Origin of the sequence: Acinetobacter sp. 22323 (assembly GCF_052044895.1) — a bacterium.
GTDB lineage: Bacteria > Pseudomonadota > Gammaproteobacteria > Pseudomonadales > Moraxellaceae > Acinetobacter > Acinetobacter schindleri.
The window spans coordinates 189374-207447 of record NZ_JBQEOL010000003.1 but is presented as its reverse complement, the minus strand read 5'-3'; the positions used below and the strand labels follow the sequence as shown (position 1 = coordinate 207447).

General features: G+C 43.7%; 13 protein-coding genes and 2 tRNA genes. 6 read left to right on the top strand and 9 right to left on the bottom strand.

Annotation, left to right across the window (positions count from 1 at the left end):
• Positions 1–186: 186 nt before the first annotated feature.
• Positions 187–1146 (top strand): LysR substrate-binding domain-containing protein, encoded by a 960-nt coding sequence (locus ACTJIX_RS03460; RefSeq protein ID WP_004892057.1) that lies wholly within the window; start codon positions 187–189, stop codon positions 1144–1146.
• A 37-nt stretch (positions 1147–1183) separates the two neighbouring features.
• Here the strand turns inward: ACTJIX_RS03460 and ACTJIX_RS03455 are convergent.
• From ACTJIX_RS03455 to greB, 3 genes are all read right to left on the bottom strand, one after another.
• Positions 1184–1274: transfer RNA gene (locus ACTJIX_RS03455), tRNA-Ser, on the bottom strand.
• 242 nt (positions 1275–1516) lie between these two features.
• Positions 1517–1607 (bottom strand) — tRNA-Ser (locus ACTJIX_RS03450).
• An 88-nt stretch (positions 1608–1695) separates the two neighbouring features.
• Positions 1696–2190 (bottom strand): transcription elongation factor GreB, encoded by a 495-nt coding sequence (gene greB, locus ACTJIX_RS03445; protein WP_004814978.1) that lies wholly within the window; start codon positions 2188–2190, stop codon positions 1696–1698.
• Between the two features lie 367 nt (positions 2191–2557).
• On the opposite strand from greB, the gene ACTJIX_RS03440 reads away from it, so the two are divergent.
• Positions 2558–3673 (top strand): transglycosylase SLT domain-containing protein, encoded by a 1116-nt coding sequence (locus tag ACTJIX_RS03440; RefSeq protein WP_004892055.1) that lies wholly within the window; start codon positions 2558–2560, stop codon positions 3671–3673.
• A gap of 62 nt (positions 3674–3735) precedes the next feature.
• Here ACTJIX_RS03440 and ACTJIX_RS03435 read toward each other — a convergent pair whose 3' ends face one another.
• Positions 3736–4119 carry an SCP2 sterol-binding domain-containing protein gene (locus tag ACTJIX_RS03435; RefSeq protein ID WP_004814972.1) on the bottom strand — a complete coding sequence of 128 codons (384 nt, stop codon included), beginning with the start codon at positions 4117–4119 and terminating at the stop codon, positions 3736–3738.
• Between the two features lie 226 nt (positions 4120–4345).
• Entirely contained in the window at positions 4346–5272 is a 927-nt protein-coding gene (ttcA, locus tag ACTJIX_RS03430) for a tRNA 2-thiocytidine(32) synthetase TtcA (RefSeq protein WP_004814970.1), read from the bottom strand.
• Between the two features lie 559 nt (positions 5273–5831).
• Here ttcA and ACTJIX_RS03425 point away from each other — a divergent pair.
• Both ACTJIX_RS03425 and htpX read left to right on the top strand, forming a co-directional pair.
• A complete protein-coding gene (locus tag ACTJIX_RS03425; protein ID WP_008305700.1) occupies positions 5832–6638 on the top strand; it encodes a lytic transglycosylase domain-containing protein in 807 nt (268 codons plus the stop codon).
• Between the two features lie 170 nt (positions 6639–6808).
• Complete coding sequence (gene htpX / locus ACTJIX_RS03420) at positions 6809–7714, top strand: protease HtpX (protein WP_004814968.1); 906 nt, start codon at positions 6809–6811, stop codon at positions 7712–7714.
• 69 nt (positions 7715–7783) lie between these two features.
• On the opposite strand, the gene ACTJIX_RS03415 is transcribed toward htpX, so the two are convergent.
• The 4 genes from ACTJIX_RS03415 to ACTJIX_RS03400 all read right to left on the bottom strand — a co-directional run bounded on the left by ACTJIX_RS03415 (position 7784) and on the right by ACTJIX_RS03400 (position 14870).
• Positions 7784–8377: a DUF4112 domain-containing protein gene (locus tag ACTJIX_RS03415; RefSeq protein ID WP_004892045.1), complete on the bottom strand. Its 594-nt coding sequence runs from the start codon at positions 8375–8377 to the stop codon at positions 7784–7786.
• A 79-nt stretch (positions 8378–8456) separates the two neighbouring features.
• Positions 8457–9785: a magnesium transporter gene (gene mgtE, locus ACTJIX_RS03410; protein WP_004892043.1), complete on the bottom strand. Its 1329-nt coding sequence runs from the start codon at positions 9783–9785 to the stop codon at positions 8457–8459.
• A 125-nt stretch (positions 9786–9910) separates the two neighbouring features.
• A complete protein-coding gene (locus tag ACTJIX_RS03405) occupies positions 9911–13012 on the bottom strand; it encodes a multidrug efflux RND transporter permease subunit (protein WP_440611171.1) in 3102 nt (1033 codons plus the stop codon).
• A gap of 256 nt (positions 13013–13268) precedes the next feature.
• Positions 13269–14870, bottom strand: a complete 1602-nt coding sequence (locus tag ACTJIX_RS03400) for an isocitrate lyase (RefSeq protein WP_004814964.1) — start codon at positions 14868–14870, stop codon at positions 13269–13271.
• Positions 14871–15545: 675 nt separating this feature from the next.
• Between ACTJIX_RS03400 and ACTJIX_RS03395 the strand changes: the two genes are divergently transcribed.
• A complete protein-coding gene (locus ACTJIX_RS03395; RefSeq protein WP_004814962.1) occupies positions 15546–16535 on the top strand; it encodes a LysR family transcriptional regulator in 990 nt (329 codons plus the stop codon).
• Between the two features lie 127 nt (positions 16536–16662).
• Positions 16663–17991: a hemolysin family protein gene (locus ACTJIX_RS03390; RefSeq protein ID WP_004814961.1), complete on the top strand. Its 1329-nt coding sequence runs from the start codon at positions 16663–16665 to the stop codon at positions 17989–17991.
• The last annotated feature ends 83 nt before the right edge of the window (positions 17992–18074 follow it).

Below are 18074 nucleotides of genomic sequence, written 5' to 3'. Positions count from 1 at the left end.
GGAATGAAATAGCTTTCAAACGAGTATTTAGCATGTAGATATGCGTTAATTGCATAACTGAGATATAAGCCTTTTAATCAACAACCCTTGAAGCCTGATTAACTCAACGCTGTAGACCAAAGTTGTATATAGGTTTAAGTTTAATATGTCATTTTGTGATAGGACGATATTTTCAAGGAGGAAATTATGCGCCGGAAAATCCCTTCTACCCAAAGCCTCATGTGCTTCGAATCTGCAGCACGCCATGCCAGTTATACCCATGCTGCACAGGAGCTCTTTCTGACGCAGAGTGCGATCTCACGCCAGATCCAGCATCTGGAAGAATTACTCGAGGTACAATTGTTTAGCCGTACGCGTCATGGCGTGGAACTGACCGCAGCAGGACAGCAATATTATGAAAGTATCAAACCTTTATTAATAAGTCTGGAACAAGCTACGCTGGATGTCATAGAACATAAAGGTCAAGGCGGTACGCTGAAACTGGGGGTTGTTCCTACTTTTGCAACCCGGTGGCTATTACCTAAGCTACATCGTTTCCAGCAGCGTCATCCGGAAATTACTGTACATCTGGAAACCAGCACACGCCCCTTCCTGTTTCATGAAACTATCTTCGATGCTGCCATTTATGCAGGCACACCAGAACAGGTCGCACAGTGGCCTGGAATTACCAGCCATTTCCTGATGCATGAAGATGTGGTTGCTGTCTGTTCACCCAGTCTCATCAAAACACATTTAAAAATGAATGTAACAGCTAACACACCACATTTAATACTGAGTGCTGAACAGCTATTACAGTTACCGCTTTTACAACAGACGACCCGCCCCACAATCTGGCAGGACTGGTTCGAATTGCATCAGGTAAAACATCCAAATCCTTTAGGCGGACAGCGGCATGAATTATTTTCTATGCTTGCCGTTGCAGCCAAACATGATATGGGAATGGCCCTGATTCCGCAGATGTTAATTGAAACAGAACTCGCCAGTGGAGAACTGGTGAAAATTTCTGATCAGAAACTGGAACGACGCCGGGCCTATCACCTGATTCATGCCCATAATGAACATTCCACGCTCATTGCCAGATTTGTAAACTGGATGAAAGAAGAACTACAGCAAGAACCCATTCAGGCTGATTCTGAAGCCCCATAAAAAAAACCCCAATCTTTCGACTGAGGTTTTGCAAATCTGGCGGAAGCGGTGAGATTCGAACTCACGGAGGGGTATAAGCCCTCGTCGGTTTTCAAGACCGGTGCATTAAACCGCTCTGCCACGCTTCCATGGACGCCATCATATAAATATTTCTGTTTCTTGGCAATAAATTTTCGCAAAACTTATTAAAAAATCCGTTCAATCAGCTAATTTTCAGCCGGACGCTTTTCTTGAGTAGACACTTGATAGATAGATGAATAATAAAAATAAACCCAATAAATTTATAATGCTGATTAAAACGGAATCACTAACATGAAAAAAAATTATAAGCATAAAAAAACCCCAATCTCTGGATCGGGGTTTTCAAATTTGGCGGAAGCGGTGAGATTCGAACTCACGGAGGGGTATAAGCCCTCGTCGGTTTTCAAGACCGGTGCATTAAACCGCTCTGCCACGCTTCCATGGGCGCCATCATATAAATAAAAATCCGGCTTGGCAAATATTTTTGAGAAATTTAGCTATCAAATGCACAAAATAAAATCAATTCGGTCAATTTGCTGAATTTTCAGGCTTTTCATAGCGGATGGTATTGATGAACCAGACTTTCTTACCAGAGGGTGTTATTACTTCTGCTTCATCATCAACCTGCTTGCCAAGCAGCGCACGTGCCATTGGCGAATCAATCGAAATATGCTGTGGATGATGGTCATAAATTTCATCGACTCCCACTATACGTAAAGTCTTTTGTTCTCCGGCTTCATTTTCAATTTCGACCCAAGCACCAAAGTAAACCTTCCCTTCCTGCTCAGGTGAAAAGTCAATGATCCGTAGCTCTTCCAGACGTTTGCCCAAATAACGGACACGACGGTCGATCTTGCGTAACAGCTGCTTGTTATACTGGTAATCAGCGTTTTCAGAACGGTCGCCGAGGCTGGCGGCCCAGTTCACTTTTTTAGTGATTTCCGGTCGTTCTTCATGCCACAGATATTTAAGTTCTGCCACTAATTTGTCATGCCCACCACGGGTAATCAAATTGGATTTCATCGTTTTCTTACACCACTCATGACATCATTTTCCTTGCTAACTGCCCTATTTTATTGGCTATTTTAACAAGCAAACATAATACTAAAAAAATTTTCCAATGATTTTAAATACTTAAATTACATTTTTAAACATTTTTGCGTACAAAATTTGACAATCTATTTTTTGATCATTACCATGCGCACATCTAATTAACTTTGTTTATTTTTTACTCTGTGTAGTTTTTCTACACATTGCCGTTTAATCCCAAGTCATTTTGAATGACGTCATGACTGCCCAACCCTAATTGAATTTATCAACTTTAAGAAAGTTCTGTGGTGTCTTTTGCCTAAAACTTTCGAGGGCATAAATTACTTGTAGCGGAGACAACATGCACAGTAGTTCATCTTCTGGGTCGAGGCTTTGCCTAAGATCTTTATTTTCCTCTCTCCCTGTAAAAATTCTTGTATTGAGCACTGCGCTTGTTCCATTCCACGCCATCAATGCAAGTAAAACACCAGCACATCAGTTTGATAGTGTCGTTAACAGCAATAAGCTTACTGTCGTTGCTGTGAAGAGCCCGACCACAGTGTTTGAAGAAGGCGGTCACCTGCATGGTTTTGGTTATGATCTGGTTCGTAACTATGCCAAAAACATGAATGTAAAACTGGATTTCAAAACAGTCAGCGATGATGCCACTGCATTGAAAATGGTTGCTCAAGGCAAAGCCAACATGGCAATGACTACAAGCAGTATCAGCAGCATTGAAGCGCGTAAACTGACGTCATTCTCTGCAACTTGTGGTGATGGCAGTTCTCTGTCGTCTAAAGGCCTGAATGCCAACCTGAACTGGGTTTTCAAATCAGCCAATGATCCATTGAGCCAGACTGCAAGTAATTTCGTATGTAACAGCAAGCAAAGCGGCGCAATCAATCAGCTCGCTTCCTTTTACAATCAGAATGTAGTCGAGGAGCATTTCAAGGATAATATCCATCAGGATCTTAGCCAGCGCCTCCCCATTTACAAGGCCAGCTTCCAGCGATCTGCACAGCAATACGGCCTGGACTGGCATCTGCTCGCCGCGATCGGCTACCAGGAATCTTATCTCAAGCCAAACTCCGTGTCCCCGACCGGTGTCCGTGGTCTGATGATGCTGACAAGCTCAACCGCAAAGGCAATGGGTGTAAATAACCGTACCGATCCTGTTCAAAGTATTGAGGGCGGTGCGAAATACTATGACAAGATGCTGTCACGCTTTGAGCATATTCCTATGCCGGACCGTAACTGGTATGCCTTAGTAGCCTATAACATGGGTCCGGGTGCAGTTCAGAAAATTCAGAACAGTATCCGTAACCAGGGTAAGGATCCGGATAACTGGGTGAACCTGTATAGCTATCTGGAGCATAACAAAGCCAGTAATGGCCGTTATCGTCAGGCGTTGCAATATGTAACCCGTATCCGTTCTTATCTGGAACAGATTAAAAGTTCAGAGCTTGTGAATATCTAATTTATTCAAGCCATAAAAAAAGCTTACCCTGGGGTAAGCTTTTTTTATGCAGATAGGACTGATCAGGTTGTTTGTTCAAGCACTTTCTTGAACAGATCTTTTTGCTCTTGGCTTGGTTTTGCAGTTTGCAATGCCATCAGCTGAGACATATCCCCCTGAACCTTGATCTTACCGGTCATGAATGCTTGCATTGCAGCAGCCATGTCAAACTCAAGGAATACTTTACGCAGAGTTTCTGCATCCATGTTCAGCGTAGTCTTCGCATTTGAAGACAGACCTTTTTTGATCGCTCCACCATCTAAAGATAATTCAGTATTACCTGTAGCGTCCGCAACCACCAGATTGATTGCAAGATTCGCAAGCGCTGGCGCCAGGTTTAGGTCACCTGCTTGAGCAGTCAGAGTTTCTACAGTTGAAAACCAATCATCAGTTAAAAAAGCAGGCATGATCTTTCCTCAATTTATTAGTTCGTGTGTGTCGTCTATCCAGACAACATCATTGTTGACGCTATTGCGCTTGCAGATTGTTATAACATGATCATTTGTCGAATGGCTAACGAATTTTGTACGCAGCGTTCAATTTTTGTCATTATCTTTCTGTTTTTATGTACATCGCCTTGATTGATAAGGCTTGACGGGCATTCAACTTGAATGAATACCCGTCAAAAAGGTCTTAATCCGCAGCAAAACCGAGGTTGACCATATTAATTCGTTTGCTTTCGCCTTCTACTGCTTCTTCAGTTGAGCAAGAATCTTTAAAGTCGAATTCACGTTGGCTGTCGAGTGCCTCGAAGTCAAACAGTTCACGGTCAGCCAGTTGTGACGGTGAAACATTTTGCAGTGCACCGAAAATGCTGTGCAGACGTTTCGGATGAGCTTTATCCCAGTCACGCAGCATGTCATTAATAATGGCACGTTGCAGGTTTTCCTGAGAACCACACAGGTTACACGGAATGATCGGGAACTGACGCATCTCGGCATATTTGATGATGTCCTTCTCTTCCACATAAGCCAGTGGACGGATCAGGATGTTCTTCTTGTCTGAAGACAACAGTTTTGGTGGCATCGCTTTTAAGCTGCCGCCATGGAACAGGTTCAGGAAGAACGTCGCCAGGATGTCATCACGGTGATGACCGAGCGCAACTTTGGTCGCACCAATTTCTTGCGCGAAACCATACAGCGAGCCACGGCGCAGACGAGAACATACGGCACAGTAAGTCTTGCCTTCAGGCGTTAGCTTCTTGGTAATGCTGTAAGTGTCTTTTTCCAGGATGTAATACGGAATGTTATTTTCTTCAAGATAACGTGGTAATACATCTTCAGGGAAGCCCGGCTGTTTCTGGTCCAGGTTTACTGCAACCACATCAAAGTTGATAGGTGCGATACGCTTGAACTGCAGCATGATATCTAACAAGGTATAGCTGTCTTTACCACCAGAAATACATACCATGACCTTGTCGCCATCTTCGATCATTTTAAAGTCACGAATAGCGTGTCCGACCTGACGGCGAAGCTTTTTCAACAAACGGTAATAGGCAGAGCTTGTTGGCAATTCCGGTTTGAAATTAAATCCTTGCTCGGATTCAACTGGCGAGTACATAGACGAGAATAACCCATAAATAAAAATACCGCGCAATTTTATCCGATTCGGGTGCTTCTCGCATCAAAAGAATTTATTTTCCTGTTATTGAAGTAATACTCTAAACTTCATGTTTTATTTAGATTGATAAATTGAACGAAACAGTTCATTTTTTATCCAGGATGCTTATGTTTTGGACTTTTCCACAGTTTTCCACAAAACCTGTGGATAACTTTGTGGATTTAAAACGACTTGACAGCTTTATCGGCCCCAAAAATAAGGGTTCTATTTAAATTGATCATTTTTTAACCAATTTATTTTATATTTAAAATCAATAACTTAAGTGTGTCAAGAAAGCCATATTAAAAAAAAATAAATATTTTTTTTGGTTAGTTCTTCAACATTAGGGACTTGCATTTACAAACTTGTTTATAAATGCGTCGCTCATCACTTTTCATTACAGTAAATTTTGTTAAACTCTGTAGTAAGTTTTGGGGACAAATGTTCAATACATATACTTACAATGAATAAAAATTTGTGGTTTAAGGGGACTTCTGTACTAAGTTGTCTTTATATTTTGATGGGAACTGCTGCTTTTTCGCATGCAGGTCAGACGATCTATCAAATGAAAGATAGCAATGGTGTTACCCTGCTGACGAATAATAAAGGTCGCTACAGTAATCTAAAAGTAGAAAAAAAGACCTATTATCCGGACAGTAACATTCATAGCTATAGCAACTGGGGCTCAAGTGAGGCTTCGGTATTGCCGAGCTATAGCAAAAACAAAAATGCCTTTGATTCAATTATCCGTGAGGCTGCACAAAAGCACGGTATTTCTGAAGGTCTGATCAAGGCTGTAATGCATACTGAATCCGGCTTTAATGTCCATGCCCGTTCTCCAGTCGGTGCTCAGGGACTAATGCAGCTCATGCCTGCTACCGCACGCCGCTTTAATGTATCCAATGCTTATGATCCGCATCAGAATATTATGGCAGGTGCCAAATATCTGGCCTGGTTAATGAAACGTTTTAATGGTAATACCGCTTTAGCACTGGCAGGTTATAACGCTGGTGAAGGCAATGTCAGCAAATATGGCGGTATCCCCCCCTTCCGCGAAACACAAGACTATGTACGCCGTGTGACCAGCCGGTATCACAATCTATATTCCAGTGGCGTTAATCTGACTGCCGCTGCGGCACCGGTTGAAACCGCCAAGATTCTGGCCAGCTCTGCCAATTATAAAACGTCAGCAGCACCTACCATCAAAGCCAGCAATTATCAGCGTCAGATCATTGCCAATGCAGATGGCAGCTTCACTGATGCGCCTGCCGGATCTTATGCCACCGCACATGCCACTGCATCCGCCAGAATATATATCAACGATTAAGCCCCTCCTCTTCATCATTCATCCTAAGTTTTGATTGATCATGGTGAGGAGGTAAATTCTGCGTAATTTACTATTTTTTTTCTTGAAATTTGAGTCATTTCACCTCATATTGAGGGTAATGATTGTAATTTGCTAATCAGATTATTTTTCTATAATAAGAGGATTTCTCAATGATGCGGATTGGTTTGTTTTTGCTAACCAACCTCGCGGTACTGGTTGTAGCTGGCATTATCTTGTCACTCTTCGGTGTCGGTAGTTACCATGGCGCGGGTGGCTTGAATCTAGGCAACCTGCTAGTGATCTGTTTTGTGTTCGGTATGGTGGGTTCTTTAATCTCACTATTCATGTCTAAATGGATGGCGAAGAAGACTACTGGTACTGAACTGATTGATCCGAATGCTCCTCGTAACCAGGCAGAAGCATGGTTATTACAGGAAGTAGCACAGCTATCTCAGCGCGCTGGTATTAAAATGCCAGAAGTGGGTATTTTCCCATCTTACCAGTCAAACGCCTTCGCGACCGGCTGGAACAAAAACGATGCACTGGTGTCTGTTTCTACAGGCTTGCTAGAACGCATGAACAAAGATGAGTTACGTGCTGTACTTGCCCATGAAATTGGTCACGTTGCCAATGGTGACATGGTAACACTTGCTCTGATTCAGGGTGTGGTCAACGCCTTCGTCATGTTCTTTGCCCGTGTTGCTGGTGATTTTATCGACCGTAACGTATTTGGCCGTGAAGATGGTGAAGCACCAGGAATTGCTTTCTTCGTGATTACCATTGTGCTTGATATCGTATTTGGTATCCTGGCATCCGCTATCGTGATGTGGTTCTCACGTCATCGTGAATACCGTGCCGATGAAGCCGGTGCACGTTTAGCAGGTAAACAGGCCATGATTTCTGCGCTATTACGCTTACAGGCAGAATCTGAAATGCCAGATGCCATGCCGAAAGAAATGAAAGCCTTTGCAATTTCAGCAGGTCAAGAACAAGGTTTCAGCTTAGCTGCATTGTTCCAGACACATCCAACGATTGAACAACGTGTAGCCGCTTTGCATCAGCTTGATTGTCCTTAATCTACTGAGCACAACGCTATACCGAAAAGCCTCCTGACGGAGGCTTTTCTTTTATTTATACTTTTGTGTTTAAGCAGTTTGACTGATCCATTGATACAGGGCCATCCCGCCCCAGCCAATTGCCAGTACAAACAGAATCAGGAAGATGGTACCCAGAATATCCGGAATATGAATCCAGATCCAGGCAACCACTGGATTGCGCCAGAATGCAGACTGCTGCTGTTTCTGTTCCAGTTTTTCATGCAGAAAAGGATGTACCACATGCCGATCCGTGTGGATCTGGTATTCCTCACGGATATGATCATGCACGATATCTAAGGCCTTACGGCTAGGACGGATAAAAATGTCGAAGATGGTTCCAGCCACGGGAATGAAACCGACCACGGCGTCCATGGTTGCCAATTTAATGACCGGATTCAGTTTGGACTGTGGCACTCCGATCTGACGTGCCTTATAAATGGCATAACAGGTCAAGGCAAAACCAGCCAGATCTCCCGCCACAGGTACGGTACTGAGTGCAGCATCAGCACCAACACCCTGCTTGGTAAACGGAATCCGGACTACGGAGTCCATCATATTGGCAAACTTGGCCAAATCCCGTTCCAGGCGAATGACTTCCTGTTGTGTCAGTTTTGGTGAGTTGCTGTTGTCTGTCTCAATCATCGGAACAACCCGTTTATCATTGTGTAATGATTCAGCCTAACCTAATTAGATATCAAAAATATAGCGTAATTTTATTAACTTAAAACAAAAGTCTGGATGCCACGAACAAATACACCACCACCCCACTGGCATCGCAGATCGATGTCACCAGTGGCGCTGAAGCACTGGCAGGATCGAGTTTCAGCTTATTCAAGACAAATGGCAGACTCATGCCGATCAGACAGCCGAGTAAAACAATCCCGGTCATACTGATGGCAAGTACTACGGCAACCATCAGATCGCCCCGGATATAACCCAGAATCGACACTGCACAGGCCATAGTTAGACCAAGACACAGCGCCACCAGAGACTCCCGTCCAACCAGACGGAACCAGTCTGAAAACTGTACATCACCAGTTGCCAATGCCCGAACCATCAATGTAGCAGACTGAGAACCCGCATTCCCGCCACTTCCCACCAGCAGCGGCAGGAAAAATACCAATACGATATGTTCCGCAATGATGTCCTCATATTTGGCAATACCAAAACTGGACAGCAAACTGCCAAACACCAGCAGTACCAGCCAGAATACCCGCTTTTTATACAGCGATAAAATCGGCACAGTTTTGATACTGTGTTGATCTAGCGGTGACACCGCACCTGCTTTTTGGAAATCCTCCGTGCTCTCGGCCTCGGCAATATCCATGGCATCGTCATAAGTCACAATCCCGACCAGCTTTTTGGAAGTATCAACAATCGGCAAGGCAATAAAGTCGTAATAAGCCAGTGTGCGTGCAATCTTTTCCTGATCTTCATCCACCGTGCCATAAATCACTTCTTTCGTCATAACCTCGGCAATAGTCGCGGTAGGCAGTGCCTGAATAATTTGACGTAATGAAATTACCCCCAGCAGATGTTGCTGTGCATCTACAATATAGATCAGATACAGCGTGTCATGATTTCCAGCGATATCACGTAGCGTTTCAATCGCCTCGTTCATGCTGAGTTCAGGAGGCAGCGTCAAATAATCCGAACTCATCAATGCACCGGCAGTTTCCTCCGGATAGGCATGGAGTACTTTCAGTACCTGACATGACTGTGCTGAAAGCTTGCCCAGCAATTGCTGCTGTACCGAAAGAGGCAGCTGTTTATACAGGTCAATAAAGTCATCCGAATGCATTGCATCCAGTAAGGCCACCAGTTCTTCGAGAGATAATGATGCCGTAAGCTGAAGCTGCTGATGCAGAGGCAAGTATTCAAAGACTTCTACCGGGCGTTGCAGCTGCTCAAAGCGATGCTGCCGTTCAGCTGGTTTCAGTTCGGCTAATAGCCTTGCCTGATCGGCGATATTCAATTGTGCTAGCTGCTGGTCTGCACCTGTCTGATGCAATTTTAATAATTCCCGTACCTGTTCAACTTGCTGATCCATCTGCGCGCTGCTGCCCTCTTGTTATCATGTATTTTTATATTCTAATTTCATTCACCATGCCTCAGCTGAGTGAAGCATGGTGTTACTTCATTGATCTTTATAGCTGAAGGTAGATGACAGGCATCTTAATTCAGTTCCTGCTTTTTCTTCTGAAACAGGCTACGGATCATCACATACATAAATGGAATAAAGATCAGTACTAACACAGTTCCAAAGATTACCCCACCCAGAACACTAACCCCGATTTCCTGACGGCTGACCGCCCCGGCACCAAAGGCAAACACCAGTGGTAGAATTCCGGCACCAAAGGCCAACGACGTCATTAAAATTGGACGTAAACGCAAGCTTGCACCTTCCAATGCTGCCGCGACAACGGATTTGCCATGCTGCTCTGCCAAAGCAGCAAATTCTACAATCAGAATGGCGTTCTTACAGGACAGACCAATTGTGGTCAGTAAGGCAATCTGGAAATAGATATCATTCGGAAAGCCTGCGAAATAACTGAAAATGATATTCCCACCAATACCCAGTGGAATTGCTGACATTACCGCAGTTGGAATACTCCAGCTTTCATAGAGTGCAGCCAGACACAGGAAGATAAAGCCAATCGAAATCGCATACAGCCAGATGGCCTGATTGCTGGATTGTTTTTCTTCGAAGGACAATCCACTCCAGGTCACATCAATACCTTTTTGATCGGCCACTAATGCTTCTACGTCCCGCATTGCTTCACCGGTACTGGTATCTTTAGTGACATCCGCTTCCATCTGCAAAGCGGTATAACCCATAAAACGATTTACCACTTCCGGACCACCGCTCCAGTCTACCGTGGAAAAATTACTGAACGGCACCATCTGATTCTGGTCATTGCGCACATGCCACATCGCCAGATCTTCAGGTTTGGAACGGAATTCTGCATCACCCTGCATCATTACCCGTTTAATCCGGCCTCGGTCGATGAAGTCATTGACATAATTCCCCCCCCAGGCAGCAGAAAGTGTACTGTTGATCGCGGATTGGGTCAGGCCATTGGCCATGGCCTGTTTCTGGTCAATATTAACCTTTAATTCAGCCTTCTCGGGATTGGAGCGCTTACCCAGATTTTCAAACGTTGAATATTGTTTGGTTTTTTCTTCCAGTTCTTTAAATTGCTGTTCCAGATATTGACGGCCATTTCCCTCTATATCCCGAATCCAGAATTCCAGTCCATCGGTTTGTCCCAGACCGCTGACTGAAGCTGGCATATTGATATTGACCTGGGCATCCTTAAAACCACGGAAATGTTTTAAGGCACGTTCACGAATAGCTTGCGCAGTATTTTCCTCGCCAGGACGATCATCCCAGTGTTTCAGTGCCACAAAACCGGTTGCCAGATTCTGACCGGTACCCGAGAAGTTACGGCCATAACGCATCATCACCAGATTAATATTGTCTTTTTCCTGTTCCAGGAAATATTCACGAATCTTTTCTCCGGTGGCCACCGTATTCTTTAGCGGCGCACCTTCTTGCAGGCGCACCTGAATGCTAAGCGTTCCCTGATCTTCACTTGGCAGAAAGCTGGTTGGCAAAGCCTTATAGAACAGACCAAATACAGCAACCAAACCGGCAAATAAAATTAAACAGATGGCCTTATGTTGTAGGGTGACATTAGAAAGTTTCAGATAACGCTGCTTAACACTTTCCAATTTATGGTTAAACCATTGCGCCCAGCGTGCCGGATTCGGATTTGGTTTGAGAATCAGGGCACACAGGGCTGGTGTCAGAATCAGGGCCACCATCAGTGATAAGGACATGGCAGCAACCAGCGTAATGGAAAACTGACGATAAATAACCCCGGTGGAGCCACCAAAGAACGCCATAGGAATAAATACTGCCGTCAATACCAAAGTAATACCGACCAGAGCCCCACTGATTTCCTGCATGGATTCTAGTGCTGCTTCCTTGGCGGTCAACTGCTTCTCATGCATCAGACGTTCAACGTTTTCCACCACTACAATAGCATCATCTACCAGCAGGCCGATTGCCAGAACCAGGGCAAATAAAGTCAGGGTATTGATACTGAATCCAAGAGCATACAGGATTACCATAGTACCGAGTAAAACCACTGGCACAGTGACTGCTGGAATCAGGGTAGCGCGCCAGTTTTGCAGGAAGATAAACATCACCACAATCACCAGGATAATGGCTTCAACCAGTGTTTTAAGGACTTCCTTAATGGATTCCTGAACGAATGGCGTGTTATCCCGTGGATAGGCAATCTTATAGCCTTCCGGCAACTGATTAGACAGACGGGCAATTTCTGCCTTGATTCGTTCTGACGTTGCGATGGCATTGGCACCGGAAGCCAGCGAAATTGCCAGACCTGCGGATGCATAACCATTATTGGTACTATAGGATTGATAATTTTCTGCACCGAGCTCAACACGTGCTACATCTTTTAAATAGATAAAGCTGCCATCCCGGGCAGACTTTACAATGATATTTTCAAATTCTTCTACAGTTCTGAGTCGCGTGCCCGAAGTTACCTTGGCATTCAGATACTGATCCTCGACCGTAGGCAGATCGCCCACAGCACCAGCTGCGACCTGGGTATTCTGTGATTCAATCGCAGCACGCACATCGCTAGGCATCAGGTTATACTGTTTCAGCTTGAGTGGATTCAGCCAGATTCGCATGGCATATTGCGAGCCAAAAACATCCACCTCACCAATGCCTTCAATCCGGGAAATGTCCTGTTCCAGATGTGTCATCAGGTAGTCTGACAAGGCAATATTGTCACTGCGCCCGGATTCGTCATACAGGCTGATCACCATATGCGTATCGCCCAGCGACTTGAACACATTCACACCCTGCCGTTGTACATCTTCAGGCAGGCGGTTCAGCACCCCATTAATCGCATTTTGTACCTGTACCTGAGCCGTGTCTGGATCAGTCCCGTTTTCAAAGCTGATATTGATCCGGCTACGCCCGGAGGAATCGCTGCTGGAACTAAAATACAGTAAGTGATCAATGCCTTTAATCTGCTGTTCCAGTACTTGGGTCACGCTCTCCTCCACCGTTTCCGCAGATGCGCCGGAATAGGTTGCCGATACGGTCACTCGCGGTGGTGCAATATCCGGATAACGTTCCACAGGTAAATTCATCACCGCAAAAAGTCCAATGGCCATGACTACAATGGCCAGCACACCTGCAAAAATAGGACGATGAATGAAAAACTTAGACAGCATAAGTCTGAATCACTTTGAATTTAATGAATTATGGAAAGCGTTGCATTATTGAGTCAGCTTAAGGATATTCAGGCAGTGGCCTAGAGAATGCAAGGCTTGATCACAGAAAAATATGTATAAAATTGAATCATGAAGAAAATATGAAGATTTTGCCTTTCATCTAGCTGTTTCAACAATTTATAAGGTTATTCATTTTATTTTAGGCATAAAAAAACCCTGCTTGCGCAGGGTTTTTTTAGAATCGATTCAGAGCTGATTAAGCAGAGAATTGGTTCATTGTGTTTTTCGCATCGTCACCCGCTTTAAGCGCGTTGTCACCAGCGAAGATTTCTTTGTGGTCGTCACCGATGTCAGAACCCGCCATTGCTTGGTGTTTCACACAAGCGATACCGCCACGGATTTCTTTACGTTGTACGCCAGCAACATAAGCCAACATACCTTCAGAACCGAAGTAACCTTGAGCAAGCTCGTGAGTAGAAAGAGCAGCTGTATGGTAAGTAGGTAGAGTGATCAAGTGGTGGAATACACCTGCTTCACGAGAAGCATCTGCCTGGAATGTACGAACTTTCTCGTCAGCTTCAGCAGCCAATTCAGTGTTGTCGTACTCAGCGCTCATTAGTTTAGCGCGGTCGTATGCAGATACGTCTTTACCTTCAGCAACCCAACGGTCGTAAGCTTGTTGACGGAAGTTTAAAGTCCAGTTGAACGATGGAGAGTTGTTGTAAACAAGTTTCGCATTTGGAACAACTTCTTTAACACGGTTAACCATGTGAGCGATTTCAGCTACGTTTGGAGTCGCAGTTTCGATCCAAAGAAGGTCAGCACCGTTTTGAAGGCTAGTTACACAGTCAAGTACAACGCGGTCGATTTGAGTGCCTTCGCGGAACTGGTACAGACCAGAAGCAAGACGTTTTGGACGGTGAAGTTTGCCATCACGTTTGATCAGGATTTCGTCTTCTTGCGCTTCTGAAATGTCAATTTCAGTTGTATCTAAGTAGCTGATGTATTGAGAAGCGATGTCACCTGGCTCTTTAACCACTGGGATTTTTTGAGTCAAGTCAGCGCCTTCAGAGTCAGTACGTGCAACGATGATACCGTCGTCTAGACCCATTTCCAGGAATGCATAGCGAAGCGCGTGGATTTTCGCGATGAAGTCTTCGTGTGGAACAGTTACTTTACCAGCTTGGTGACCACATTGTTTCGCGTCAGACACCTGGTTTTCGATTTGAAGTGCACAAGCACCCGCTTCGATCATTTTCTTCGCTAGTAAGTAAGTTGCTTCTTCGTTACCGAAACCAGCGTCGATGTCCGCAATGATTGGCACAACGTGAGTTTGGAAGTTGTCGATTTGAGAAGTGATTTCAGCAGCTTTAGCAGTGTCACCAGCTTCTTGAGCTTTTTTAAGTGAACGGAACAGATCGTTCAATTCTTTCGCGTCAGCTTGACGTAAGAATGTGTAGATTTCTTCAATCAATGCAGGAACAGAAGTTTTTTCGTGCATAGATTGGTCAGGAAGTGGACCGAACTCTGAACGAAGTGCTGCAACCATCCAGCCAGAAAGGTAGATGTAGCGACGTTCAGTTGTACCGAAGTATTTTTTGTTCGCAATCATTTTTTGTTGTGCGATGAAACCGTGCCAGCAACCCAGAGATTGAGTGTATTTGCTAGAGTCAGCATCATAAGCAGCCATATCACGACGCATAATTGCTGCTGTGTATTTTGCAATGTCTAAACCTGTTTTGAAACGGTTCTGAAGTTGCATACGCGCAGCATCTTCAGGACTGATGTCTGCCCAAGTGTTGCCGAATTTCGCTTTTAATTCGCGGATTGCATCAATCGCTGTTTGATATGTAGTCATGATATATTCCTGTAATAATATTAGGATTTTTCTGCAACGTTGTTCTAAAATCAGACCCTCAAAACTTTGTTTAGATTTTAGTCAGCTCGTTGCGATGTTTAGAGATTAGATGCAATAAAAAAATTAATCCAATATTCTGCAAGAATTATCACTATTTATTTAAAAAATATGTAGATGAAAGTCTAATCATATATTGATCATTTTTATATAAATTATTGTAATTAATAGTTTATTTCTGAATTTTTAAAATAGATTTTTGTCTAAAATTTCAGCTTATTGAATATAAAATATTCATTAGACTTAAGTCTTGACTTGCTTGATGACCTAATTTTTTTGGTCTTTTTTGCCAGTCTTCCTTTATATTTCCGGCAAACTGAATTAATGCAAAACTATATATTTCACATAATTTATATACTATTAATCATTGACTCATTTCTTGTCTTGAAATCATTTTCACTTACCCTGATTTAACTAAAAACAGGTATCCAGTTTGATCCGGTAATGAACCAAATTGACAGAAAAAACCCAGACTTGATTAATAGATTCCTCTTGCTTGAAAATGAATAAAAACTGCTATAAATTCGGTGGCTTTTTTTTCATCGGTCACGTACACAAGCCGCAGTACTTATGGCATAATCACTATAATTTCATGATTTTATTTTCGGTATTTTTTTTATGAATCTGGAGCGGGTCGATCTCAATCTATTAATTTATCTTGATGTACTTCTTCGCGAAAAAAATGTCACACGTGCTGCTGAGCAACTTGGCGTGACCCAGCCTGCCATGAGTAACATTTTGCGTCGTCTGCGCAATTTATTTAATGATCCCCTCCTGATCCGTTCTTCTGAAGGGATGACACCGACTGAACGTGCACTCGAACTGCAGCCACGTATTCGCGATGCCCTGTCTGATCTGTCCATGATTTTGGAACCCCGTACCGAGTTCCGCCCTTATACCTCAAATCGTGTATTCCGTATCATGACTTCAGATTATGCTGAAGCGACGCTGGTACCGCGCCTGGTCAAAGCTTTACGCTCTGAAGCACCCAATGTTGTTCTAGACTTCCTGACACCAAGTGATGTGTCTTATCGTGACATGGAACAAGGTAAGGTTGATCTGGCGATTAACCGGTTTAATGAAATTCCGCAAAGTTTCCATCAGGTACTGGTGTGGCGTGACAGCTTTTCTTGTCTGTTAAATAATAAACATCCTGCTGCTGGTAACCTGAATCTGAAAAGCTATTTAGATGCACAGCATATCTGGGTATCTAAAACCGGCATGGGCGTGGGATTCGGGGTTAATCCTGAAAAGCAGGCCGGACTTGGCTGGATTGATCAGGCGCTGGAACGTATTGGGCAAAAACGTAAGATTTCAGTATTTACCCGTCACTATCAGATGCCGGGACTTTTGGCGTCAAATGTAGATCTGGTAGCAACGCTACCAACCCGTATTGCCCGCCTGCAAGCCAAGAACCATAATTTGCTACTTAAAGATCCACCCTTCTATATTCCTGAATTTGAACTGAAGATGGCATGGTGTCCATTACTGCATCATCATCCGGCACATCGCTGGTTGCGTCAGCTGATTCTGTATGTAGCGCGCCAGATGATTGAAGAGGAGAATCGTGAATTTATGCAGAATAATTCGCAATTTTCACCTTATTAAAATGAATTTCACATAAATTATTATTTTTTAAGCTTATACTGTAAGGACTTGAGATCTGTTTTTACACCTCAAGTCCTTTTTTGTGTTAAAAATATTCCAAGATAATATCAATCCACAGGTGGATTACGTGAGCCTCTTTCAAAACATCGTGATTATCTTAATACTCATCGCGGGGGCTGGTTTTTTATCACTGACTGAAATCGCACTCGCAGGTGCCCGTAAGGTCAAACTTAAAATTTTGGCCGAATCAGGCGACGTCCGTGCCCAGAAAGTGCTGGATTTGCAGGAAAACTCAGCAGACTTCTTTGCTGCCTCCCAAATTGGCTTAAATGCTGTCGCCATTCTCGGCGGTATTCTGGGTGAAGGGGCTTTCCGTCCTTATATCGCCGAATTTGTCTCGCGTATATATGATGGTCCTTGGACCGAGAACATCAGCTTTGCCTTATCTTTCACTCTGGTGACTTCATTATTCATTCTGTTTGCCGATCTGATGCCAAAACGCCTGGCAATGATTGCGCCGGAAAAAATTTCAGTCGCAGTTATCAACCCGATTCAAATTTTTATTAAAATCTGCAAGCCATTGGCCTGGATAATTAATGCCATTGCCAATCTGTTGTTCCGGTTATTCAAAGTCAATACGATCCGGGATGACAATATTACCTTTGCAGATATTTCTGCCGTGATGGATGCCGGTGCTCAGGCTGGCGTACTACAAAAGCAGGAACACCACTTTATTGAAAACGTGTTTGAACTTGAAGAACGTAATGTTCCTTCCAGTATGACCACACGTGAAAATGTGGTGTTCTTTACCCTGACTGAAGCTGAAGACAGTATTCGTCAAAAGCTGGCGCAATATCCTTATTCCAAATTTCTGGTCTGTAATGAAAATATCGACCAGGTAATTGGCTATGTCGATGCCAAAGACATTCTGGTCCGTATTCTCAACAACCAGAAAATCAATCAGCTGAATGAATCTACCATTCGTAATGTGTTGATGATTCCGGACACTCTGACCTTATCCGAACTTCTGGACCGCTTCCGTTCGAGCAAAGAAAAGTTTGCAGTGGTCATTAACGAATATGCACTGGTCGTGGGTGTGATTACCCTGTCTGACATCATGATTACCGTAATGGGTGACTGGGTAACACCAATGGAAGAAGATCAGCAGATCTTTAAACGTGATGCTGATTCATGGCTGATTGAAGGCAGTACGCCAATTGAAGACATGAAACATGCCTTAGGCATTGATGAAATGCCAGATGAAGAAAATTATGAAACGCTGGCTGGTTTTATGATGTACAAGCTGCGCAAGATTCCACGCCCTGCTGATATCGTGATTCATGCGGGTTATAAATTTGAAGTTGTCGATGTCGATCACTTTAAAATTGATCAGCTTTTGGTTACCCGCTTACTTCAAGACCATAAAGAATCTGAAACATCTGATTCTGAAGAATAAGTTGATTAATATTTCTTTTTCTAAAGCCTTACATGAACGTAAGGCTTTTTTTATTACATATCAGAAATGCTGATCCATACTTA